Origin of the sequence: Bifidobacterium sp. H6bp9, from assembly GCF_032193695.1 — a bacterium.
Taxonomy (GTDB): Bacteria; Actinomycetota; Actinomycetes; order Actinomycetales; family Bifidobacteriaceae; genus Bombiscardovia; species Bombiscardovia kimbladii.
Window position 1 is genome coordinate 16,034 of the sequence record NZ_JASTZY010000004.1, and the last position, 21,088, is coordinate 37,121.

The following is a 21,088-nucleotide window of genomic DNA, read 5'->3' on the forward strand; positions in this document are numbered from 1 at the left end:
GCATAACCCGGAGGCACGCCGTCACGAACAGCACAGATGCCTCCTCCTGATCGGGAATCGTCCGCCCACCCCGCCGACGCTCCGACAGGTTCGTATTTCGACATGCACGGCCGCAGGTCGGCGCGCAGTCTGGAGGTCGAGAGGAAACATGAGTCTGCCGACACCTCTGCAAGCATTCAGCTCGGTACCCAAGAACTGGGACCATGACGACAAGGATGTCCCCGCCCAGGGCGAGCCCATGACGGGAGCCCAGGCGCTGATTCGGTCCCTGGAGGATCTGGGGGTCACCCAGGTCTTCGGCGTTCCAGGAGGCGCTATTCTGCCCGCCTATGACGCCATTGACGAGCAAGTGCGCTTCAACTTCACACTGACCCGCCACGAGCAGGCAGCCGGCCACGCAGCCGAGGGCTACGCCGTCTCCACGGGCAAGGTGGGGGTCTGCCTGGTGACTTCCGGACCCGGGGCCACCAACATGGTCACCCCCATAGCCGATGCCATGATGGACTCGGTTCCCCTGGTAGTGGTGACCGGCCAGGTGGGTGTGGACTCCATCGGCACCGACGCCTTCCAGGAGGCCGACATCGTGGGCATCACCTACCCGGTGGCCAAACACTCCTATCTGGTGACCAAGGCCCAGGACATCCCCCGGGTCATGACCGAGGCCTACCACATCGCCCGCTCGGGAAGGCCCGGCCCGGTGGTGGTGGACCTGAGCAAGACGGCCCAGAACGGCAAAATGCTTTACTCCTGGCCCCAGGAGATGATTCTGCCTGGCTACAACCCGGTGACGCGGGCCCACGGGCACGTCCTGGACGATGCCGCCCGGCTCCTGGTCCAGTCGCACAGACCGGTCCTCTATGTGGGCGGCGGCGCAGTCCGGTCCGACGCCCGTCGGCAGGTCCAAGAACTCGTCCGAGCTACCGGTGCCCCCATGGTCACCACCCTGCCTGCGCGAGGCATCGTACCCGACTCCGATCCAGCAGTTCTGGGAATGCCCGGCATGCACGGCACGGTGGCCGCCAACGGTGCCATCCAGCACTCCGACCTGCTGGTGGCCGTGGGCACTCGCTTCGACGACAGGGTGACCGGCAGCCTGGAGGACTTCGCCCCGGTGGCTCGGGTCATCCACATCGACATCGACCCGGCCGAAATCGGCAAGAACCGGCAGGCTGATGTACCCATCGTCGGGGACGTGGGCCAGGTGCTGGACGATCTGATTCCGGCGCTCAAGGCAGCCCAACGCACCTGGGGCAAGCCCGACCTCAAGCCCTGGTGGCGGCTGATCGACGGCTGGCGGCACGACTACCCCACCACCTTTGAGCCCAGCCCAGACGGCACCCTGGCACCCCAGTGGGTGGTCCAGACCCTGAGCAACAAGGCCGATCCGGATACTATCTGGGTATCCGGCGTGGGCCAGCACCAGATGTGGGCCAGCCAGTTCATCGACTTCGAACGCACCCGCTCCTGGGTCTCCTCCTGCGGACTGGGGACCATGGGCTACGGCCTGCCCGCCGCGATAGGAACAGCCATCGGCACCAGGGAAGAGGAGGATCCGCGGCCCGTCTGGCTGATCGACGGGGACGGCTCCTTCCAGATGACCTCCGAGGAGCTGGCCACGGCCGGGCAGGCAGGACTGCCCATCCGCATCGCCATACTCAACAACTCGGTCTACGGCATGGTCCGTCAGTGGCAGACCCTCTTCTACGGCAGCCACTACTCCCAGACCAACCTGGAGGACGGCGGCGCCAAGCCCACAGACGGCAACGGCATCCCCGACTTCGTCAAATTGGCCGAGGCCTATGGCTGCCTGGGACTGCGGGCCTTTACCCAGGAACAGGCCCTGGAGGCCATCGATAAGGCCAACGCAGTGACCGACCGGCCGGTCCTGATCGACTTCCGCGTCTGGAAGGATGCCATGGTATGGCCCATGGTCCCGGCAGGCGCCTCCAATGACACCATCATCTACAAGCCGGGCGTGCAGCCCCTGGCCGGCATCCGTCCTGAGCAGGAGCAGCCCGAGCCGCATGAGCAGACCGGAGCCGATCGGGCAGCCATGGCCAGCGACGCCGCCGGTCGCATGAACAAGTAGGAAAGGGGCACCACATGGCCAATTATCCAGCATCCAAGCCCGGTTCCGAACGGCACACCCTTTCCGTTCTGGTCGAGAACCGCCCCGGCGTCCTGGCCAGGGTGGCCGGCCTGTTCGCCCGGCGCGCCTTCAACATCAACTCCCTGTCCGTCTCGTCCACTGAGCGAGACGACATCTCCCGGATCACGGTCACAGCAGATGTGGAAGCCGTCCCCCTGGAACAGATCATCAAGCAGCTCAACAAGCTCCTGCATGTCCTCAAGATCGTCGAACTCAAGGGCGACGAGGCCGTGGAACGCGAACTGGTCATGATCAAGGTCAAAGCCAACGAACGCAACCGCTCCGATGTGCTGGAGATCGTCAAACTCTTCCGCGTACGCGTGGTCGACGTCCACCCCGAGTCCCTGACCATCGAAGCCACTGGGGCAGAGGGCAAACTGGAGGCCCTGTTGCGCCTGTTGCGCCCCTTCGGCATCATCGAGCTGGTCAGGTCGGGCGCTGTGGCCGTCACTCGGGGTCCCCGGGCCCTGAGCGAGAAGGTGCTGGGCTCCCAGATCACCGACCGCTGACTCATCCCGTTATCCTGGAAGGCGGTGCCCATGACTGACGATGTGACGGCGGGAATGAGCCGGACCGGCCGAATCGAATGGGAGCGGATGGTATCCGGTCAGGTCTATCAGGACACCCATCCCGACATCGATCGCCAGAGGGAACGGGCCGAGAACCTCTTCCTTGAATACAACAGGACCGGCCCCGGACAGAAGCAGGAACGCCGACGGATTCTGGAAGACCTGCTGGGCCGGGTAGAGCAGGATGTCGTCATCAATCCGGACTTCAGATGCGAAGTCGGGTGCAACATACGAGTCGGCAGCCAGACGCTGATCAATTATGGGGCCGTCATGCTGGACAACGCTCCGATCACCATAGGCAGGAACGTGTGGATAGGCCCCGGCGCAGGGCTCTTCTGCACCAACCATGCCCTGGACTATGAGGAACGGAAGGCTGGCGCCTGCCAGGCCCGACCCATCGAAATCTGCCAGGGCGTCTGGCTGGGCGGTCACGTGGTCGTCCGGGGAGGAGTGCGGATTGGCCGTGGGGCCGTCATCGGAGCGGGGTCTGTCGTCACCCATGACATACCGGATCAGGTAGTTGCGGTCGGCAACCCCTGCACTGTCCTGCGACCTATCACCGATGCGGACAGAACTGGCTATCTAGACAGAATTCGTCAGCGGGACCAGGAAAACAGCCAGGACCAATAACCCCTGAAAGCCCAGAGCTCATTCCATCCAAGGCTGGCGGTAGATTGGGGAATCATGCCCATCTATGATCTCGGTCTGGAACACGTCGCTCTATCCTTCGCCACCAAAACCATCTTTACGGATGTGACGCAGGGCATCTTCGAGGGTGATCGTATCGGCATCGTGGGCCGAAACGGCGACGGCAAGTCCACCCTGCTGCACCTGCTGAAAGGCACCCAGGAACCCGAACAGGGCCGGGTGACCATGCGCAATGGACTCACCTTTGGCATGCTGGACCAACGTGATCCCCTGAAGGACGAGGACACGGTCCGCAAGGCGGCCCTGGAGAATCGACAAGACTACGAATGGGCTGCCGACCCCAGATCCCGCGAGATCGTCGAGTCCCTTCTGGGCGGCATGGAGCTGGAGGCCAAGGTGGGCACCCTGTCAGGCGGTCAGCGCCGCAGGGTGGATCTGGCCCGGCTGCTGCTTCAGGATTGGGACATCCTGGCCCTGGATGAGCCGACCAATCATCTGGATCTGCTCACCATCCACTGGCTGGCCGAGCATCTGAAGAACCGCTGGGCCAAGAATTCCGGAGCCCTCCTGCTGGTCACCCACGACCGCTGGTTCCTAGACGAAGTCTGCACCTCCATGTGGGAGGTGCATGACGGAACCATCGACCCCTTCGAGGGCGGCTACAGCGCCTACATGCTCCAGCGGGTGGAGCGCGAGCGCCAGGCGGATCTGGCCGAGACCAAGCGCCGCAACCTGGCCCGCAAGGAACTGGCCTGGCTGACCCGAGGAGCCCGGGCCCGGTCGACCAAGCAGAAATTCCATGTCAAGGCCGCGCAGGAGCTGATCGCCGACGTGCCGCCCATGCGCAACAGCCTGGAACTCAAGCGGATGGCCACCTCACGCCTGGGCAAGCAGGTGGTGGACCTGGTCGACGTGACCAAGATCTATCCAGGGGCCGACTCCGATGCCGATGGAAACAGGAACGACCGGGTCCCCTCCCCTCATGCCGAGCGCCCACTGATGGGCTCGGTGACCGTGGCCGCCGATCCCGGCAAGGACCGTCCGGGCACTGCGGCAGCCGACACCCTCACCATCAGCGGACACAAGGTCCTGGACGACGTGACCTGGCTGATCGGCCCCGGCGACCGATTCGGCATCGTAGGCGCCAACGGAGCGGGCAAGTCCACCCTGCTCGGTCTGATTGACGGCAGCGTGGCTCCCACGGCAGGACACGTCAAGGTGGGCAAGACGGTCCGCTTTGCGGTGCTGACCCAACGTCTGGACGAGCTGGAGAAACTGAGCCGCTATCGGATCAAGGAGGTTCTCAGCCGCTACAAGCCCACCTATCTGGTGGAGGGCAAGGAGGTGTCCCCCAGCCAGCTGATGGAGCGCTTGGGCTTTGAAAGCTCCCAGCTGATGACCAGGATCGGCGACCTCTCTGGCGGACAGAAGCGCCGCATGCAGCTCCTGCTCATCCTGCTGGACGAGCCCAACGTGCTGGTCATGGACGAGCCAGGCAACGACCTGGACACCGACATGCTGGCCGTCATGGAAGACATGCTGGATTCGTGGCCAGGCACTCTGATCGTGGTCTCCCACGACCGCTACCTGCTGGAGCGGGTGACCGACCAGCAGTTCGCCCTGATCAACGGCAAGGTGGTTCACCTGCCCGGCGGCGTCCAAGACTACCTGGACATGGTCGAATCGGCCGACCGGGAAGCTGCGGATGCACCGGGCCAGGCATCAGCCAAGGAGACCGGGAATCATAATCAGGCCAAGGCCGAACGTGTTGCCAGGCGAAATCTTAACAAGCAGGCCTCCGCCATCGAACGCAAGCTGGCCAAGCTGGCTGATCAACGCAAGGAACTTGAACGACAGATGGCTGAGCACGACCCAGGCGACTACCAGGGTCTCAACGAGCTCAACAGCAAGCTCAAGGATCTGACCGGGCAGTCGGACCAGCTAGAGGAGGAGTGGCTGACCATCGGGGAGGAGCTGGAGTAGCCTCAGGCGGCAGCCAGCTGGGCGGCCTGAGTCGAGCACCTGGCCGCAAAGGCAGAGAAGACAGCATCGGCCAGAGGCTGCATCTGCGGCATCCCTTTGATAAATTCTTCGCGCATTTTAGCGATCTTGGACTTCTTCATCGTGCCAACCATGCTCGGCACCTGCATCCACTCCTCGAAAATGGGCGCCGTCACCTCCAGGTGGAACTGCAGGCCCAAGGCCGATCCAAGCCGAAAAGCCTGAACCTTGGTTGCCTGGGAGCGGGCCAGAAGCTTGGCCCCCGGCGGGAGGGTGACCTGGTCGGCGTGCCAGTGCAGCACATCCGTGTTCTTGCTCCACATGGCCACGTCGTCGTCCTGCCCCACCCAGCGGATGGGGCCCATGCCGTATTCGGGATCCTGATCCCGCATCAGGGTGCCTCCCAGGGCGCGCGCCAAAATCTGATGACCCAGGCAAATCCCCAGAATGGGTTTGTTGGCAGCCATCGCCGCCTTGGCCAGCTTGGTCTCCGCCTTGAGTCCGGGGTGATGCGCGTAGTCGTCAGCCGACATGGGCCCGCCCATGATGACCAGTCCCGCCAACTCACGCGAGCGCGGCAGCTTGGGCTTCTTCTCGTCCACGATATTGGTGATCTCGGTATCCAGCCCGCACTCCTGGAGGTTGTCGAGAATGCGACCCGGCTTCTCCCAATCCACATGCTGGACCACCAGCACCCTAGGTTTCGCCATGATTCCATTCTTGCACAGATGCCATCGGACCGGGTCTACAGGCTCGGCATTTCCCCTTGGGCAGTCAGCAAGCCTTGGTAGGCTCAAGGATATGGACACGAGTTCGCAACCGCATGATTCCAAGGCTTCAGTCAGCCTGGCCGCAGCTGGTCTGCGTCTGTATGACACAGCTGGTCACCAGGTGACCCCCTTCCGGCCTATCGAACCGGGCAAGGTTGGCATCTACGTGTGCGGGGCCACGGTGCAGAGCTCGCCCCACATCGGCCACATCAGGACCACCTTGGCCTTCGACGTGATCAGGCGCTGGCTGCTCAGGCTGGGCTACCAGGTGACCCTGATCCGCAACGTGACTGATATCGACGACAAGATCCTGACCAAGGCGGCGGCCAACGGCCAGCGCTGGTGGGAGCGGGCCTACATCTACGAGCGCGAATTCACCCATGCCTATGAGACCATGGGAGCCCTGCCACCCACCTACGAGCCCCGAGCCACCGGGCACATCCCCGAGATGATCGATCTGATCCAGCGCATCATCGACCGCGGCCACGCCTATGTGGTGCCCGACGAACAGGGCCGCCCATCAGGCAACGTCTACTTCGACGTGGCTTCCTGGCCCGAGTATGGTGCCCTGACCCACCAGCAGACCGGCACCCAGCCCGCTGACGAACAGGCCGCCGCCAACGACCGGCTGGGACCCAGTGTCGACACCGATGAGCAAGCTGCCGACCCCGATGAGGAGCCCGGCAAGCGCGACCCCCGCGACTTCGCACTTTGGAAAGCGCCCAAGCCCACCGATCCACCCACGGCTCGTTGGCAAACACCCTTCGGCACAGGTCGGCCGGGCTGGCATCTGGAATGCTCGGCCATGAGCCACCGCTATCTGGGCGCGGAGTTCGACATCCACGGAGGCGGCCTGGACCTGCGCTTCCCCCACCACGAGAACGAGATGGCCCAGTCGCACGCAGCCGGGTGGGGGTTCGCCCATCGGTGGATGCACACGGCCTGGGTGACCCAGAAGGGCGAGAAGATGAGCAAGTCCCTGGGCAACGGGCTGTCCGTGGGCCAGGTGCTTTCGCAGCATCCGGCCTGGGTGGTGCGCTACGCCCTGGTCTCGGTGCAGTACCGGTCCATGCTGGAATGGTCCGACCAGTCCCTGCAGGAGGCCGAGGGCGCCTACGAGCGCATCCGCAACTTCGTGGACCGGGCCGGGCGGATCCTGGGCGCACAGCCCGAGCGTGCCCGCGTGGCTGGACTGGGCGCGGATGATCTGCCGGAGGACTTTGTGCAGGCCATGAATGACGACATCAACGTCTCAGGCGGCCTGGCCGCCCTCTATGCACTGATCCGTCAAGCCAACGCGGCCATGGCTGCGGATCCGAATGCTCTGGATCGGAAGTGGCTGGCTAATGCCCTGCTCCAAGTCAGAGCCATGCTGGATGTCTTCGGCCTTGATCCCCTCGATCCCCACTGGGCCGGGGCTGCAGCCGACCATGACGATCAAGCCATGAACACCCTGGATGCCTTGGTAGGCCAGCAGTTGAAGGAACGCGATCAAGCACGAAAGGATCATGACTTCGCCCGGGCCGATGCCATCAGGAATCAGCTGACGGCGGCCGGCGTGACCGTGGCGGACACACCCGCTGGCAGCACCTGGGATCTGAACCGCTGACCTCATGTCCGATATACGCGATGTCGCCAGAAGGGCCGGAGTCTCGGTCAGCACAGTCTCTTATGCCTTCTCTGGCAAGCGTCCCGTCTCTCCGGAAACCTACCAGCGGATCATGCAAGCCGCCGACGAACTGGACTACGCCCCGGATGCCGGTGCCCGAATGCTGCGGGCCAAGCGCAATCAGATTGTCGCCCTGAGCGCCCCCCTGCGCCCCGGGCAGAACCGGGCCTCCTACGCGGATTACTTCATCGAGATGGCCAGCTGCGAGCATGCCCGTGGCTATGACTCCCTGCTGCTGACCGCCGAAAACGGCGTCGAAGATATTCGGCGGGTCACCCGCAGCAATCTGGCCGACGGCGTGGTCCTGATGGATCTGGTGGACGATGACATACGCGCCGCCCAGGCCGCCTCATACGGACGCCCCTGCGTGGCCTTGGGAGTGCCTCAGCAGCACGCAGCCTGCGCCTGTGTGGATTTGGACTTCGAACTGATGGGCCGCATGGCGGTGGAAGCCATGGCCCGGGCGGGATGCAAACGCCTGCTCTTTCTGGAGGATCTCGAGGGCGAATACCGGCGCGGTTCCGGCTTCCGCCTTATCCTGCTACGCAGTCTCAAGACCTGGGCCTGCCGCTTGGGCATGGATCTGCAGCTTCAGCCGGGACCTACCGGCAGCGATTTGGCCTATACCCAGCAGGTGCTGGATCTTATCCATCACGGCCGCATCGATGGCCTGATCGGCCAGATCCGCCCCTCCCTGCTGGACACCGTGGTGATTCGCATGCGCTCGGACGGCATGAGTATTCCTGATGACGTGGCCGTTCTGTCTTGCGCCGCAGGCAAGGTCAGCCCCACTCTTGAGCTTCAAGGCATCTCAGAGATGCCCCTTACCCCCCGCTCACTGTGTGCCAAGGCTGCGGATCTGCTGACCCAGGCTGTGGAGGAGGGGGCTTCCCTGGCCGGCCGAGTCCAACTGGAGCGTCCCAAGCTGATCGACCGCTCCTCCATCAGCCGATAGAAGCCGGAGACCGCCCGAGCCGCCACTCAGCGTGGCCGACGGTCCCTCTCCCCTGTCTCCAGCACATTGTGCGGGAAGGGCTGGTGAGGCTCCTGTTGGTACCAATAGGCCACACTGGCCAGGTCATCTTGACGTTCGAAGTAGCCCTGTTCGTCCACGCCTATCTGCTGCAAGGTCACCTTGATATCGCTCGCGAAAATAATGGGATCGGGAATGTGCCAACGATAGAATCCTCTGGTCACCGGGGTATCGGCATCCCAGTACTGGGATTCGCGATTATCCAATTGCCTGGAATGGAAGGGAAATCCCATGTAGGCCCCGCTGTAGGTGACCTCGTGCATACGACCATCCGGATCCTGCCCGGCAAAGCTCCAGGCACCGCCGAAGTAGTCCTCGCTGCCCGTGGAGCACCAAGTGGGATAGTCCTTGTCCCCGTCCAGGTAGACCTTGACCTCGCCCTCGCCCCACCAGCGGCTCTCCAGGGCAGTCAGAGCCAGATAGGTACCCACGTAGGAGCCCCGGCCATGTACTCCGTCCAGGATCACATAGTCCTGACCCAGTTCGGTGACCCGCTGACGGCGCCACTGGGCATGGAAGGTCATTACCTGCTCGGGCAGCTCGTCCTTTTCCACATAGTCGATCTGGTAAAAGAAGGCCTCGATGGGCTCGTTGTGGCAGTTGCGCAGGACGATCCGTGCCCCGTGATGGAAAGGCATGGGCCAGTAGCAGTTGAAGCCCCGGCGTGGGTAGACAGCTACAGGCACGGACTCCACCCGGCAGGCCTGGGCGTGGCCACAGCAGAAGAAGTCGCCCAAAGGCACGCAGACTGAGGGTGTCTGTTCCCCATCCCAGTAACATTCCAGAATCAGATTGCGCAGGACGTTGGGCCCGGTAGGCGAAGTGGCATCGGTCACGGTCATCCAGATATGACGGATCTCGCCCGCGCCGGACAGGTCGGCTAGAACCATGTCCTGCCCAGGAGGGATGTTCCTCAGGCATGGGGTTCCTTTTCTGGATGGACCGAGATTGCTTGCAGTCATAGCTGCGCTGCCCTTGCCTCCCCGAGGGTTCTCGGCGTTGATGCAACGGGTGCGGTCTGTGGATGGGCGAGTCAGCGCCTCAAGACCGTTGGTGAAGTTCGGCATGGTCATACCCATGGTTGTGGTTGCCTTTCATGTTCGGGCCGCCCGCTCCCCTCCTCTGCCCTCTTGCAGCGGGCGGCCATGTTCAGTGTACTTGTGCAACGGCGATTACTTGACAGCACCTGCCACTATCCCCTGCGAGAGCTTCCTCTGGAAGAAGATGAAGAAGATGATGGTGGGGATGATGCTGAGCAGGGAGGCGGATGCCAGGTCGGTGGCAGCCATGGTGTGCTGCCCCTGCATGGTCGCCAGAGCCAGCGGTATGGTCTGCGTCTTCTCGCTCATCAGGAAGGCCATGGGGATCATGTACTCGTTCCAGGTCCAGATGAAGAAGAAGACAAAGAGGACGCTGATGGTCGACCAGGACACCGGCAGTACGATCTTGCGCAGAATCTGCCAGCGCGAGGCCCCATCGACGGTGGCCGCTTCCAGGATGGCCTGGGGGAAGGTACCGTAGACCGAGGAGAGCAGGTAGGTGCCGTAGGCGCTCTGGATGATGGTGAAGATGATGATGATGGACCACTGGGAGTTGTAGAAGCCCATCCATTTGAACATGACGTAGAGCGGATAGAGCAGGGCCTCCTGGGGGACCATGTTGGCCAGCATGATGAACAGGAGGATGACCGTGTTGCCCTTGACCCTGCCGATGCCCAGAGCGAAGGAGTTGAGGACCGAAAGCAGGACCCCGACAACGGCCACTACCAGGGAAATCAACAGGGAGTTGCCCAGCTTGAGCGGGAAATTGCTCTTGTTCCAGAAGGAGATGATGCCGTCCATGCTGAAGTGTGCGGGCACGGACAGGGGACCCGTGGCGTTGTAGTCAGCCGTGGTCTTGAAAGCGTTCAGGACCAGGATCAGCAGGGGGAAGAGCATGATCAGGGCTCCGGCAATCAGCAGGATCAGACCGGCCCAGTCCCCCCAGGTGCGGATTCTATGGGCGTGCCGGGAGGACACCCGGGCGTCGGCTTGCAGCGTGGCTTGATTATTCATGATGTGCTTCCTAGCCTTCCTCAGGCGATGTTCTTTTGCACGCGCTTCTGCACGATGGTGAAGACGATGGAGAAGATGACGATGACCACGGTCAGGGATGTCGAGATGGCGGCACCGTAGCCCACCTGCTGCACCTGGAAGAACTGGTTGTAGGAGTAGTAGGAGGGAACCATAGTGGAGGTGCCGGGCCCGCCCTTGGTCAGCAAATAAACCGGAGCGAAGGTCTTCAGCGCACCGATGGTAGATGTGAGAATGACCACCAGGAGCTCGGGAATGATGGAGGGCAGAGTGATGACGCGGAACTTCTGCCACCAGTTGGCCCCGTCCAGGCTGGCTGCCTCGTAGAGTTCAGGGTCTACCCGCTGCAGTCCGGACATGAAGATGACGATGGGATAGCCCAGCTGGATCCAGATCAGGATGACCATGAGGATGGGCAGGGCCGTGGTGGTCGAGCCCAGCCAGTTGTGGGCCAGTCCGCCCAGGCCGATCTTGGTCAGCAGGTCGTTGACCGCACCGTCTTCAGGCCGGAAGATCCAGCCCATGATGATGGTGGCTACGGCCACAGGCAGAACCTGGGGCAGGTAGTAGAGGGCCCGCAGGGTCGAGGAGGTGTGGGGGCCGAACTTCTTCTGGATCACGTCAGTCAGGGCCGAGGAGATCAGCAGGCCCAGAACCGTGGGGATGATGACGATGGCCACGATGATCCAGAGGGTGTGCCCGAAGGAGACCCAGAATGTCGAGTCGCCCATGAGTCGTCGCCAGTTGCGCAGACCCACCCATTTGGTCGGCCCCACTCCCCTCCAGCGGGTGAAGCTCAGGTAGATGTTCCAGAAGATGGGCACGATGACGATGGCCACGATGCCTATCAGACCGGGAATCAGATAAGGAACGAACCGCGAGGGCGCACTGCCCGGGATGCGGGACTGCGCCTTCTTCCTGCTATGTGTGTCAGACATGCTTGTACTCTCCTTGGCGGATTGACGCAGCTCAGTCGTCATCGAGATCGAGCTGGGCGACGCCGTCGTCGTAGTTCTTATGCAGGGTGTCCAAAACCTGGTCGGGGCTCTTGGTCCCGTTGACCAGCTCTTGGAAGGCGGCCGGCATGGCGTCGGTCAGGTTGGGCGCAGGGTAGTCGGGATAGTAGCTCATCCGGCTGGCGTCCGAGGCTTTGGTGTATTCATTGACCAGATCACGGCTCTTGGGGTTGGTAATAGCCGCCGTGTCAGCCGCCACTGGCACGCCGCCCTTGTTGCCGATGTAGTTCTGAACCTCCTTGGACAGAACCACATTGATATAGCGGGCCGCGGCATCCTTGCGCCGTGACTTCTGCGGGATGACCAGCAGGTTGCCCGCGCAGCCCTCGACCATCTTGGCCCCCGGGAAGATGGATGCCGTCCAGTCGAAAGCCTTGACCTGCTCCATGAAGCGGGTCTGGTTCCAGGTGCCGGTCTGGTAGATGGGATAGGTCCCCTTGATGAATGCCGTGGTCGTGTCCTCGGCCTTCATGCCGGTGGCGTTCTTGGAGATATATCCCTTGTCGATCCAGTCACGGATGGTGTTGGTGGCGAAGGTCAGCGGCTTGCTGCGCCAGTTGACTGGATGCTTGTAGAGCTGCCAGTCGTCGACGAATTGGGCATCGGCCTTGGTCATGGCCAGCTGCCACCAGAGCCAGAGCACCCCATATTCCTGGGCATCGGCCGCTATGGGCGTGACGCCGTGGCTCTTGAAGGCCTTGAGGGCTGCCACGAACTGGTCAAAGGTTTGCGGGATGGGAATCTTGTACTTGGCAAACAAGTCCTTGTTGTAGTAGACGCGCTGCATCTCCGCGTAGGAGGAAACCCCGTACCAGGTATCCCCGTCCATGACGCCGCGCTTGTCGTACTTGCCCACTGCCGCCGCCTGGCCGCGCACCTTCTTGTCCCAGCCGTACTTCTGCACATAGGGCTTCAGGTCGGTCAGCAGCTGCAGGGTGGACAGGACCCCGGCCGAGCCGTTGCCGCGATTGGACTCCATGACGTCCGGGGCGTCGTCCGAGTTGAGGAACTGACTGCCATTCTGGGCAATCTGCGTGAATGACTTTACCTCGAAATCCACCTTGATGCCGGTCTGTCGGGTAAAGATATCGGCAGCCTTCAGCCAGCCCCGGGCCTGACCGCTGCTGGGCTCCTCGTAGTACCAGATTTTGATGCTGGACGGATGGGCTTCCTGGGGAGCATCGCCCCCCGATCCGCAGGCCGCCAGCGGCAGGATCGACATGGCCAAGGCCAAGGCCGCCCCGATCCCTCTTCTGATCTTCATGATGGCTCCTAACTTCCTTGCATCCTTGCATCCATCTACTGCGATTCAACATGTCGAAAGGTTTCGACTTCGGGCGTAGTGCAGACGTTGACCATGCCGTCGATGCAACCGAAATGTCGAATCGTTTCGATTCAGTATAGAAGCTGGTTGGGCACCATGTCAAGAAGACACAAAGTAGACTCATATCTTTCTTCTATATAGCTGCTCAGACCCTCTCACTCTCCTTCTTGTGATCGATACACCCGTGTTCAACCATTGTTTCCGTACTTCTCAACAGTCAAAGCACTACAACCGTTCGCCCGTCAATATCGAATTCTCCCGAACCTCCTACGTCTGGTAGGCTCAGGGCGCAGGCCTTACGGAGCTGCCGGCCAATCTCCCGGCTGACAGGTAGACTTGGGGCATTATGGCAGCATTTTCATCTTTGACCGACCGGCTCTCCCAGGCCTTCACCCATCTGCGTTCCAAGGGGAAGCTGACCGAGGCCGACATCGACGGCACAATCCGCGAGATCCGCCGCGCCCTCCTGGATGCCGATGTCTCCCTGGACGTGGTGCGCTCCTTTACCGGGCGCATCAGGGAACGCGCCCTGGGCGAGGAGGTCTCCAAGGCCCTGAACCCGGCCCAGCAGGTGGTCTCCATCGTCTACGACGAACTGACTGACATCCTGGGCGCTGGAGTGGATCGACCGCTCAATTTCGCCAAGAATCCGCCCACAGTCATCATGCTGGCTGGCCTGCAGGGTGCCGGCAAGACCACGTTGGCCGGCAAATTAGGCTACTGGCTCAAGGATGCCGGCCACACCCCCCTGCTGGTGGCGGCCGACCTGCAGCGGCCCAATGCGGTCACCCAGCTCCAGGTGGTCGGCGAGCGCGCCGAAGTGCCGGTATACGCACCCGAGCCAGGCGTGCAGACCAGCGGATCCGAGCTGGCAGCCCCGGGGCAGGTCACAGGCGATCCGGTCAAAGTGGCAGCCGACTCGATCAGGGTGGCCAAGGACAAGCTCTATGACGTGGTCATCATTGATACGGCCGGTCGGCTGGGCGTGGATCAGGAGCTGATGGAGCAGGCCCGCAATATCCGCGATGCCGTCCACCCCGACGAGATACTCTTCGTCATCGATGCCATGATCGGCCAGGACGCGGTCGCCACAGCCAAGGCTTTCAACCAGGGCGTGGATTTCACCGGCGTGGTCCTGTCCAAGCTGGACGGCGATGCCCGAGGCGGTGCGGCCCTGTCGGTGGCCTCGGTGACCGGCAAGCCCATCCTCTTCGACTCCAACGGCGAGGGCCTCAAGGACTTCGAGGTCTTCCACCCCGACCGGATGGCCTCCCGCATTCTGGACATGGGTGACATCCTGACCCTGATCGAGCAGGCCCAGCGCCAGTTCGATGAGGAGGAGGCCCGCAAGGCCGCCGGGAAGATGTCCGAGGGCAGCTTCGGTTTGGACGACTTTCTGGAGCAGCTCCAACAGGTTCGCAAGCTGGGTTCCTTCAAGAGCATCCTGGGCATGATCCCGGGCATGGCCCAGCACCGCAAAGAGCTTGAGCAGTTCGATGAGAAGGAGGTGGATCGGACCCAGGCCATCATCCAGTCGATGACTCCCCAGGAACGACGCGACCCCAGCATCATCGACGGCTCGCGGCGGGCCCGGATCGCCTATGGCGCCGGCACTACGGTCTCGGCTGTCAACGGCCTGCTGCAGCGGTTCGAGCGGGCAGCCAAGATGATGAAGCGGATGACCAATGGCAGCCGCTCGATCCCAGGCATGGGCGGCATGGGCGCTGGCGGCGGCAAGAAGGGCAAAAAGGGCAAGAAAGGCCGCAAGGGCTCCCGTTCAGGCAATCCTATGAAGCGGGAGGCCGAAGAGAAGGCGTTACGCGAGCGCCTGTCCGGCAAGGGCAAATCCTCCGGCGGCTCCGCCTTCGCCAAGCGCCCCGAAACTCCGCAGATGCCTGAAGGCCTGCCGGACCTGCCGCCCAACCTTGGCGGCGGACTGGGCGGTCTCTTCGGCGGCCGCTAAACCCCTCTCTCCTGCAGGAGACAATGGCACGTGAACACCCTTCTCTGGATTCTCCTGGGGCTCATCGCCTTGTGGATGGCCCTGCGCTTCCTCCCTGCCGGAGCTGATTGGCACCGCCCTCTGGTGGAGCTGATCGCTCTGATCGACCTCTTGGCCGTTCCCCTGTCGGTCATATTGATATGGACGGTCGTCGCAGGTGCCTGGCCCCAATGCCTGCTGGCGCTGATTGAACTTACTCTGGTCAGCTGCCAACGCCTGCTTTACCGACTACCTCCAGCAGACCGGACCGGCCAACCATCTTCCGACCATGGACTGAGCGTCATGACTCTGAACTGTCGCTTCGGCCGGGCTGATCCTGAAGAAGTCGTGCGTTGCGTGCGCACCTATGGAGTAGAAGTGCTGGCCCTGCAAGAGGTAAAGGGGAAGCTGCTGGAATCGCTCCAGGATGCAGGCCTGAATCAGCACCTTCCCTACCTGACACAGGGTACTGCTAGCCCTGACGACAACGGCGGCTACAACGCCATCTTCTCGGCCCACCAACCCGTCAAAGCCTCGCCATCGGCTCTGGACCTTCCGGCAGCTGCAGTACCCCTAGTCGAGCTCAAGACCAGCTCCGGACCGATCCGAGTGGCCAGCGTTCATCCTAAATCGCCCCAACGAGGCGCCAAACAGTGGGGCATGGGCATCGCTGCCCTGGCCAGGCTGACCCATCCACCCGTGCCCACCATCGTCATGGGCGATTGCAACGCCACCCTGCAGCATCCGACCTTCCGGGCTATGCTGGCCAAATCCGGGCTGCATGACGCTTCTTTGCATCTGAAAGCCGGCAGCCACCTGACTTTCCCATCGGCAAGCGCGCTGCCCTCGTTGATTGAAATCGATCATATTCTGACGGACGGCGACCTGGTCCCACAATCCATGCACGCCCTACGGATTCCAGGCAGCGACCACCGAGCGCTGGTAGCCCGGCTGACTCCGCCGCATCGGCTCTGAACACCATACAAATTCACCACCCGCCATATCCCCCGGTTGAGGTATACTTTTGCTGTTATTCATGTCCGGAGGAGCCCTCTCATTCCGACGGCCGTGAGGAACACGCCAGGAGCGCCACCATGCCCCACATGGAGACGCCGCCGGGCACACCAAGTACCAAGGAGAGCCGTTTTGGCAACCAGAATTCGTCTGAAGAGAATGGGCAAGAAGTTCTACCCCTTCTACCGCGTGGTCGTGGTCGATTCCCGCAAGAAGCGCGATGGCAAGGTCATCGAGGAGATCGGCACCTACGATCCCAACACCCAGCCCTCTTCAATCAAGATCGACTCCGAGCGCGCCCAGTACTGGCTGGGTGTAGGCGCTCAGCCAAGTGACCCTGTCTTCAACCTTCTGAAGATCACCGGTGACTGGCAGAAGTTCAAGGATCTGCCCGGCAAGGAAGGCACTCTGAAGGTGCCCCAGGCCGAGATCGATGCCCAGGCCCGCATTGAGCAGGCACAGAACGAAGCTCAGAAGCTCAAGGCTGCCAAGTCCGAGGCTGATGCCAAGGCCAAGGCCCAGGCGGAGAAGGAAGCCCCCAAGGCCGATGAGTCGGCAGATGCCGCCCAGGCCGAGCAGGCAGCTGAGTAAGGCATATTTACTGAGGATTGGAAGGACCGGCTATCATGCTTGCACAGGCCGTTGAGCACCTGATCAGGAACATCGTGGACTTTCCCGATGACGTGTCGGTCAAGTCCCACGAGAACTCTCGCGGAGAACTGTTGCGGGTGCGGGTCAACCCCGAGGATATTGGCCGCGTGATCGGCAGGGGCGGCAGGACCGCCAACGCCATCCGCACCGTGATCCAGGCGCTGGCAGACCACAAGGTGCGCGTCGACATCATGGACGTGCGCCGGTGAGCCCCAGCCGGTCCACCAATCACGACCCGCAGGGTCCGGACCCTCAGCAGCGAAGGTTGCTGAGGGTCTGCCGTATTGGCCGCGCCCAGGGACTCAAGGGCGAGGTCAACCTATATGCCTACACCGACGAGCCTGAGCGGCGCTTCGCCCCCGACTCCCAGTTGCAGACCAAGGACGGGCAGGTTTTCACGGTAGTCTCCTCCCGGCGCTTCAAACAGCGTTGGATCGTCCTCTTCAAAGGGGTGGAAGACAGGAACGCCTCCGAAGCGCTGAACGGCCTCGAACTGTATGTCCAGGCTGATCCAGCCGAGGAGCTGGCGCAGGAGGATGCCTGGTATCCCGAGGATCTGATTGGACTCGAGGTTCGCATGGCTCCGGGCAACTCTCTGGGCGAGCCCTCCGGACGAGTGGTCGGCCAAGTCAGCGACGTGCTGGACGGCGTAGCCCAGCAGCAGCTGCAGATCCGCATGACCACCAAAGAAGACGACGAGGAGGCGGAAGGGCTGATACCCTTCGTCGAAGCCCTGGTACCCCAGGTTGACATTGAAAACGGGTACGTGGCCATCGACCCACCTGGAGGGCTTCTGCCTGGCCTGGTCTGAACCCGTCTTTCAGCAGAAGCGTATGTGGGGGTCAGCGTCCTTCTTCGAGCCGCTGACCCCCACATATGGGAAATGCGCCCTGCCTAAGCAGGAAATGTTATAGAACTACATGTCTTCAACCACAAGATATGTCATATCCAGGGGGCCATGCACGCCCACCACGATCACCATCTCGATGTCGCCCGTGTTGGAGGGGCCGGTAATGAAGTTGATGTTGGAGGTCTTGAGCTCACCTGAGACCAGGGCCGGATCATAGTAGTCCATGGCTTGCCGTGTTCGGGGCAGGATCTTCGACTTGCGGATGATGCTCAGATAGTGCACCGGCAGGAAGTGGAAGGCACGGCCCTGACCCGGGGTGGTAGCCACGGTGATGGTGCCCGACTCGGCCAGCAGGAAGTCCGCAAAGGCTATGGCCGTCCCGGACTCGTCGGCGGTCTTGATGTTCTCCTCGCGGCTGGCCCCCGGCTTCCAGAAAGTGGCGGGCGGGTTCAGACCGTCCCTCCACTCCTCCAGGCCGAAATCCGCAAACAGGTCGGAGGTGGGCAGCATCACATGGTCGCTGTCGTCCTTGCGCGAATCGATGAACTCGTCCAATGCAGTGGGCAACTCGGCCTTGGTGCAGGTGCGGAAGTCCACATGGACAGCCTCGCTGCTCTTCCGGGCGATCTCCAGCAGCTCGTCCTGGGTGTGGCCGGACAGGGTGGTCTCCGGCAGGTCGTTGACCGGCACCAGAGGGTGGTCCTTGAGCTGGTGGCGGGGCCGTCCGCTCTTCTTGGCCAGGTAGTCCAGGAATACCTCACGATCGGTCATGCCTGCTGCTCCTTCTTGTGATGAGCGAACCAACTGCGGAAGTTCTGCCCGTGCTTGGGCGGATCCGGCAGATCACGAACCTTGGTCCATCCGCCGAAGACGAAGGGCATCCATTCCACGTGCCGATCACTGGCGAAGAGGTTCTTGGCTGTCTCCGGCTGCTTCTTGGATATGGGCGTCAGCATGGTGTGATCCACCCCTAGGGCGGTACGGAAGAGCGAGGAATGGCCGGTGCCCAGGCCCATGACCCTCATGACTGTATCGTCGATCAGATTGGCCTGGGACTGATCATCCATCATAATCCGCCTGTGCTCGATCATGAGCTGATGCAGGGGGATCTTGACCGGGCAGGTGGCCGTGCATGCTGCGCACAGGCTGCAGGCGTAGGGCAGATCCCCGAAGTCGTCGTAGCCACCGTCCAGCACCGGCGAGAGCACCGAGCCCACAGGACCGGGATAGATGGATCCGTAGCCGTGACCGCCGATGTGCCGGTAGATGGGGCAGACGTTCAGGCAGGAGGCGCAACGGATGCACTGAAGAATAGGCTCGAAGACCGTTCCCAGAGCGTTGGAGCGCCCGTTATCCAGAATGACCACATAGACATCGTCCGGTCCGTCCGACTCCTGGCCGGTACGTGGTGCGGTGTAGGTCAGATAGGAGGTCAGCTTCTGGCCGACAGCGGACCGGGCCAGCATGTTATCCATGGTCTCGGCCTCCTTCATGGTCGGCACCAGACGCTCCATGCCCATGACCACCACCTGGGTCTTGGGAATGCACATAGCCAGGTCGGCGTTGCCCTCGTTGGTCACCAGGTTGATCATGCCGGTGTCAGCCACAGCGAAGTTGCAGCCAGTGATGCCCATGTCGGCCTCGAGGAAGTGCTTGCGCAGAACCTTGCGCGAGAAGCGAGCCATGTGCTGGGGGTCATTGTCGCCCTTGTAACCCAGCTTCTTCTCGAAAACCTGACGAACCTGTTCGCGGTTCTTGTGCAGGGCAGGGAAGACCAGATGGGTGGGCTGGTCCCAGTCGTCCTCCTCCAGGATGAACTCGGCCAGGTCGGTCTCCAGCACCTCTAGGCCGGGCACCGTCATCAGCGTAGGATCCAGGTTGATCTCGCTGGTCACCATGGACTTGCTCTTGACGACGTGCTTGGCCTTCTTTTCGATGGCGATCTGCTTGATGTACTGGGCAGCCTCATCGTCGGTCTGGGCGAAGAAGACGTGGCCGCCGCGCTTCTCCACGTTGTCGGCGAACTCCTCCAGGTAGTCAGGCAGGTAGCGGATGACGTGCTGGCGGATCTGCTCGCCAAGGTCGCGCCACTGCTCCCAGTTGCCAAGTTCCTTGCGGGCGGCCTCACGCTTGACCCACTGCGCATCCTGGGCCTTGGCCACAGCCTGCTGGGCGAATTTGTCCTGCTCGGACTCTTTGACCCTGGTCAGGAAGGGAGCCTTGCTGGTCCGCAGATATTGCGCGGCCTTCTTGCCATTGACCATGCTGCTCATACCAGAGCCCCCTCTTCCTTGGCGGCTCTGACGGAGCCCGCAGCCCCATCGCCAGCAGAGCGGCCTTCCACATACTTGACGCGGCTCATGTCCACGTTGTGATTGAGCACCTCAGCCAGGTGCATGATGGTGATCTTCTCGCCACGCCGGTTGAAACGGCCTCCGATGTTCATCAGGCAGCCCGGATCGCAGGAGATGAGGACGCTGGCATTGGTGCTGAGCACGTCGTTCACCTTCTCATCCACCATCTGCTTGGAGATCTCAGGCTCCTTCATGGAGAACATGCCGCCGAACCCACAGCAGTTCTCGATATGCGGCAGGGGGATCATGGTCAGACCCTTGACGTGGTCAAGCAGAACAAATGGGCTGGTCCGTTCCCCCAGCAGCCGTGTCATGTGGCAGGAGCGGTGGTAGGTGGCCACGGCATCAAGCTCAGCGCCCGCATCCAGCACACCCAGCACACGATAGAGGAACTGCGAGAACTCATAGGTCTTGTCAGCCATGGTCTGGGCCTTGGCGGCATAGACCGGGTCGTTCTTGAGATGGAAGGGCAGCTCCTTGAGCATATTCACGCAGGAGCCCGCCGGACCCACGATGTAGTCGGCGTCTACGCTCAGCAGGGCATCAACCTCGTTGCGCATGACCTGCATGCTCTCCTTGACATACCCGCTGTTGAAGGTGGGCTGGGCGCAGCAGATCTGCTCCTTTGGAAGGTAGGTGTCGCAGCCGAACCGCTCCAGCACCTCCACCATGGCCTTCCCCACGTTCGGAAACATGAGGTCCACCACGCAGGTGGAGAATATTACTACTTTCATTACCGCACCTCTCTACAACCTTGCACGCCAGGTCCGAACCATCTCCGGATCGCGGAGAAACCCAACATCACTTGAACCCCTGATCCTCCCACCGCATCGCTGCCTTGCGACCAACCACGCCCATGCAGGCACCGATGTGCAATCCTGAAAGGACCCATCATTATCATGGTATCGACCTGGAATTCGCACCGTCGGGAATCGCCCACCCTCAGCTTTTGAACGTGTGAGATTTACCACATATATGCTACCACGG

19 protein-coding genes are annotated in these 21,088 nt (G+C 62.1%); 11 read left to right on the forward strand and 8 right to left on the reverse strand.

Annotation, left to right across the window (positions count from 1 at the left end; translation table 11 throughout):
* Positions 1-148 precede the first annotated feature (148 nt).
* From QRX40_RS06195 to QRX40_RS06210, 4 genes are read left to right on the forward strand one after another with little or no spacing between them, the layout of a single operon-like run.
* Positions 149-2,089: an acetolactate synthase large subunit gene (locus QRX40_RS06195; protein ID WP_198189623.1), complete on the forward strand. Its 1,941-nt coding sequence runs from the start codon at positions 149-151 to the stop codon at positions 2,087-2,089.
* A gap of 14 nt (positions 2,090-2,103) precedes the next feature.
* Positions 2,104-2,658 (forward strand): acetolactate synthase small subunit, encoded by a 555-nt coding sequence (gene ilvN / locus QRX40_RS06200; RefSeq protein ID WP_029677724.1) that lies wholly within the window; start codon positions 2,104-2,106, stop codon positions 2,656-2,658.
* A gap of 30 nt (positions 2,659-2,688) precedes the next feature.
* Positions 2,689-3,348, forward strand: a complete 660-nt coding sequence (locus tag QRX40_RS06205) for a sugar O-acetyltransferase (RefSeq protein WP_313837080.1) — start codon at positions 2,689-2,691, stop codon at positions 3,346-3,348.
* 54 nt (positions 3,349-3,402) lie between these two features.
* The gene (locus tag QRX40_RS06210) at positions 3,403-5,349 is read left to right on the forward strand and encodes an ABC-F family ATP-binding cassette domain-containing protein (RefSeq protein WP_313837081.1); all 1,947 of its coding nucleotides are present in this window, start codon (positions 3,403-3,405) and stop codon (positions 5,347-5,349) included.
* 2 nt (positions 5,350-5,351) lie between these two features.
* Here the strand turns inward: QRX40_RS06210 and QRX40_RS06215 are convergent, their stop codons facing one another.
* Positions 5,352-6,077, reverse strand: coding sequence for a type 1 glutamine amidotransferase (locus QRX40_RS06215; protein WP_313837082.1), 726 nt, complete (start codon positions 6,075-6,077; stop codon positions 5,352-5,354).
* Positions 6,078-6,168: 91 nt separating this feature from the next.
* Here QRX40_RS06215 and cysS point away from each other — a divergent pair, with 91 nt between their 5' ends.
* Together cysS and QRX40_RS06225 are read left to right on the forward strand one after the other, a co-directional pair.
* The gene (gene cysS / locus QRX40_RS06220) at positions 6,169-7,746 is read left to right on the forward strand and encodes a cysteine--tRNA ligase (RefSeq protein WP_313837083.1); all 1,578 of its coding nucleotides are present in this window, start codon (positions 6,169-6,171) and stop codon (positions 7,744-7,746) included.
* 4 nt (positions 7,747-7,750) lie between these two features.
* A complete protein-coding gene (locus QRX40_RS06225; RefSeq protein WP_313837085.1) occupies positions 7,751-8,761 on the forward strand; it encodes a LacI family DNA-binding transcriptional regulator in 1,011 nt (336 codons plus the stop codon).
* 26 nt (positions 8,762-8,787) lie between these two features.
* On the opposite strand, the gene QRX40_RS06230 is transcribed toward QRX40_RS06225, so the two are convergent.
* From QRX40_RS06230 to QRX40_RS06245, 4 genes are all read right to left on the reverse strand, one after another.
* Positions 8,788-9,918: a glycoside hydrolase family 172 protein gene (locus QRX40_RS06230; RefSeq protein WP_396184434.1), complete on the reverse strand. Its 1,131-nt coding sequence runs from the start codon at positions 9,916-9,918 to the stop codon at positions 8,788-8,790.
* Positions 9,919-10,011: 93 nt separating this feature from the next.
* Complete coding sequence (locus QRX40_RS06235; protein ID WP_313837086.1) at positions 10,012-10,893, reverse strand: carbohydrate ABC transporter permease; 882 nt, start codon at positions 10,891-10,893, stop codon at positions 10,012-10,014.
* Positions 10,894-10,913: 20 nt separating this feature from the next.
* On the reverse strand, positions 10,914-11,849 hold the full coding sequence (locus QRX40_RS06240) for a carbohydrate ABC transporter permease (protein ID WP_306221733.1): 936 nt from the start codon (positions 11,847-11,849) through the stop codon (positions 10,914-10,916).
* Between the two features lie 31 nt (positions 11,850-11,880).
* Complete coding sequence (locus QRX40_RS06245; protein WP_101431937.1) at positions 11,881-13,191, reverse strand: ABC transporter substrate-binding protein; 1,311 nt, start codon at positions 13,189-13,191, stop codon at positions 11,881-11,883.
* 406 nt (positions 13,192-13,597) lie between these two features.
* Here QRX40_RS06245 and ffh point away from each other — a divergent pair, with 406 nt between their 5' ends.
* The 5 genes from ffh to rimM all read left to right on the forward strand — a co-directional run bounded on the left by ffh (position 13,598) and on the right by rimM (position 17,708).
* Positions 13,598-15,214 carry a signal recognition particle protein gene (gene ffh / locus QRX40_RS06250; RefSeq protein WP_313837091.1) on the forward strand — a complete coding sequence of 539 codons (1,617 nt, stop codon included), beginning with the start codon at positions 13,598-13,600 and terminating at the stop codon, positions 15,212-15,214.
* Positions 15,215-15,244: 30 nt separating this feature from the next.
* Positions 15,245-16,207: an endonuclease/exonuclease/phosphatase family protein gene (locus QRX40_RS06255; RefSeq protein WP_313837092.1), complete on the forward strand. Its 963-nt coding sequence runs from the start codon at positions 15,245-15,247 to the stop codon at positions 16,205-16,207.
* 171 nt (positions 16,208-16,378) lie between these two features.
* Positions 16,379-16,837 (forward strand): 30S ribosomal protein S16, encoded by a 459-nt coding sequence (gene rpsP, locus QRX40_RS06260; protein WP_045923945.1) that lies wholly within the window; start codon positions 16,379-16,381, stop codon positions 16,835-16,837.
* Positions 16,838-16,872: 35 nt separating this feature from the next.
* Positions 16,873-17,106, forward strand: coding sequence for an RNA-binding protein (locus QRX40_RS06265; protein ID WP_015021362.1), 234 nt, complete (start codon positions 16,873-16,875; stop codon positions 17,104-17,106).
* A complete protein-coding gene (gene rimM / locus QRX40_RS06270; protein WP_313837093.1) occupies positions 17,103-17,708 on the forward strand; it encodes a ribosome maturation factor RimM in 606 nt (201 codons plus the stop codon). The genes QRX40_RS06265 and rimM overlap by 4 nt, the downstream gene beginning before the upstream one ends.
* Before the next feature lie 105 nt (positions 17,709-17,813).
* Here the strand turns inward: rimM and QRX40_RS06275 are convergent, their stop codons facing one another.
* Genes QRX40_RS06275 through QRX40_RS06285 form a run of 3 tightly spaced genes read right to left on the reverse strand, consistent with a single transcriptional unit; the run spans position 17,814 to position 20,835 of the window.
* The gene (locus tag QRX40_RS06275; protein ID WP_045923943.1) at positions 17,814-18,518 is read right to left on the reverse strand and encodes a lactate utilization protein C; all 705 of its coding nucleotides are present in this window, start codon (positions 18,516-18,518) and stop codon (positions 17,814-17,816) included.
* The gene (locus tag QRX40_RS06280; protein WP_313837094.1) at positions 18,515-20,020 is read right to left on the reverse strand and encodes a LutB/LldF family L-lactate oxidation iron-sulfur protein; all 1,506 of its coding nucleotides are present in this window, start codon (positions 20,018-20,020) and stop codon (positions 18,515-18,517) included. The genes QRX40_RS06275 and QRX40_RS06280 overlap by 4 nt, the downstream gene beginning before the upstream one ends.
* Positions 20,017-20,835 carry a (Fe-S)-binding protein gene (locus tag QRX40_RS06285; RefSeq protein ID WP_313837096.1) on the reverse strand — a complete coding sequence of 273 codons (819 nt, stop codon included), beginning with the start codon at positions 20,833-20,835 and terminating at the stop codon, positions 20,017-20,019. Before QRX40_RS06285 ends, QRX40_RS06280 begins: the two co-directional genes overlap by 4 nt.
* Between the last annotated feature and the right edge of the window lie 253 nt (positions 20,836-21,088).

What these genes read in the sequence shown, in the direction of transcription:
- QRX40_RS06275 (WP_045923943.1), bottom strand. Translation starts at nt 18,518, where the DNA reads ATGACCGATCGTGAGGTATTCCTGGACTACCTGGCCAAGAAGAGCGGA.
- QRX40_RS06205 (WP_313837080.1), top strand. Translation starts at nt 2,689, where the DNA reads ATGACTGACGATGTGACGGCGGGAATGAGCCGGACCGGCCGAATCGAA.
- ffh (WP_313837091.1), top strand. Translation starts at nt 13,598, where the DNA reads ATGGCAGCATTTTCATCTTTGACCGACCGGCTCTCCCAGGCCTTCACC.
- QRX40_RS06210 (WP_313837081.1), top strand. Translation starts at nt 3,403, where the DNA reads ATGCCCATCTATGATCTCGGTCTGGAACACGTCGCTCTATCCTTCGCC.
- cysS (WP_313837083.1), top strand. Translation starts at nt 6,169, where the DNA reads ATGGACACGAGTTCGCAACCGCATGATTCCAAGGCTTCAGTCAGCCTG.
- QRX40_RS06285 (WP_313837096.1), bottom strand. Translation starts at nt 20,835, where the DNA reads ATGAAAGTAGTAATATTCTCCACCTGCGTGGTGGACCTCATGTTTCCG.
- QRX40_RS06215 (WP_313837082.1), bottom strand. Translation starts at nt 6,077, where the DNA reads ATGGCGAAACCTAGGGTGCTGGTGGTCCAGCATGTGGATTGGGAGAAG.
- QRX40_RS06240 (WP_306221733.1), bottom strand. Translation starts at nt 11,849, where the DNA reads ATGTCTGACACACATAGCAGGAAGAAGGCGCAGTCCCGCATCCCGGGC.
- QRX40_RS06280 (WP_313837094.1), bottom strand. Translation starts at nt 20,020, where the DNA reads ATGAGCAGCATGGTCAATGGCAAGAAGGCCGCGCAATATCTGCGGACC.
- QRX40_RS06235 (WP_313837086.1), bottom strand. Translation starts at nt 10,893, where the DNA reads ATGAATAATCAAGCCACGCTGCAAGCCGACGCCCGGGTGTCCTCCCGG.
- QRX40_RS06265 (WP_015021362.1), top strand. Translation starts at nt 16,873, where the DNA reads ATGCTTGCACAGGCCGTTGAGCACCTGATCAGGAACATCGTGGACTTT.
- QRX40_RS06230 (WP_396184434.1), bottom strand. Translation starts at nt 9,918, where the DNA reads ATGGGTATGACCATGCCGAACTTCACCAACGGTCTTGAGGCGCTGACT.
- ilvN (WP_029677724.1), top strand. Translation starts at nt 2,104, where the DNA reads ATGGCCAATTATCCAGCATCCAAGCCCGGTTCCGAACGGCACACCCTT.
- QRX40_RS06245 (WP_101431937.1), bottom strand. Translation starts at nt 13,191, where the DNA reads ATGAAGATCAGAAGAGGGATCGGGGCGGCCTTGGCCTTGGCCATGTCG.
- QRX40_RS06225 (WP_313837085.1), top strand. Translation starts at nt 7,751, where the DNA reads ATGTCCGATATACGCGATGTCGCCAGAAGGGCCGGAGTCTCGGTCAGC.
- QRX40_RS06195 (WP_198189623.1), top strand. Translation starts at nt 149, where the DNA reads ATGAGTCTGCCGACACCTCTGCAAGCATTCAGCTCGGTACCCAAGAAC.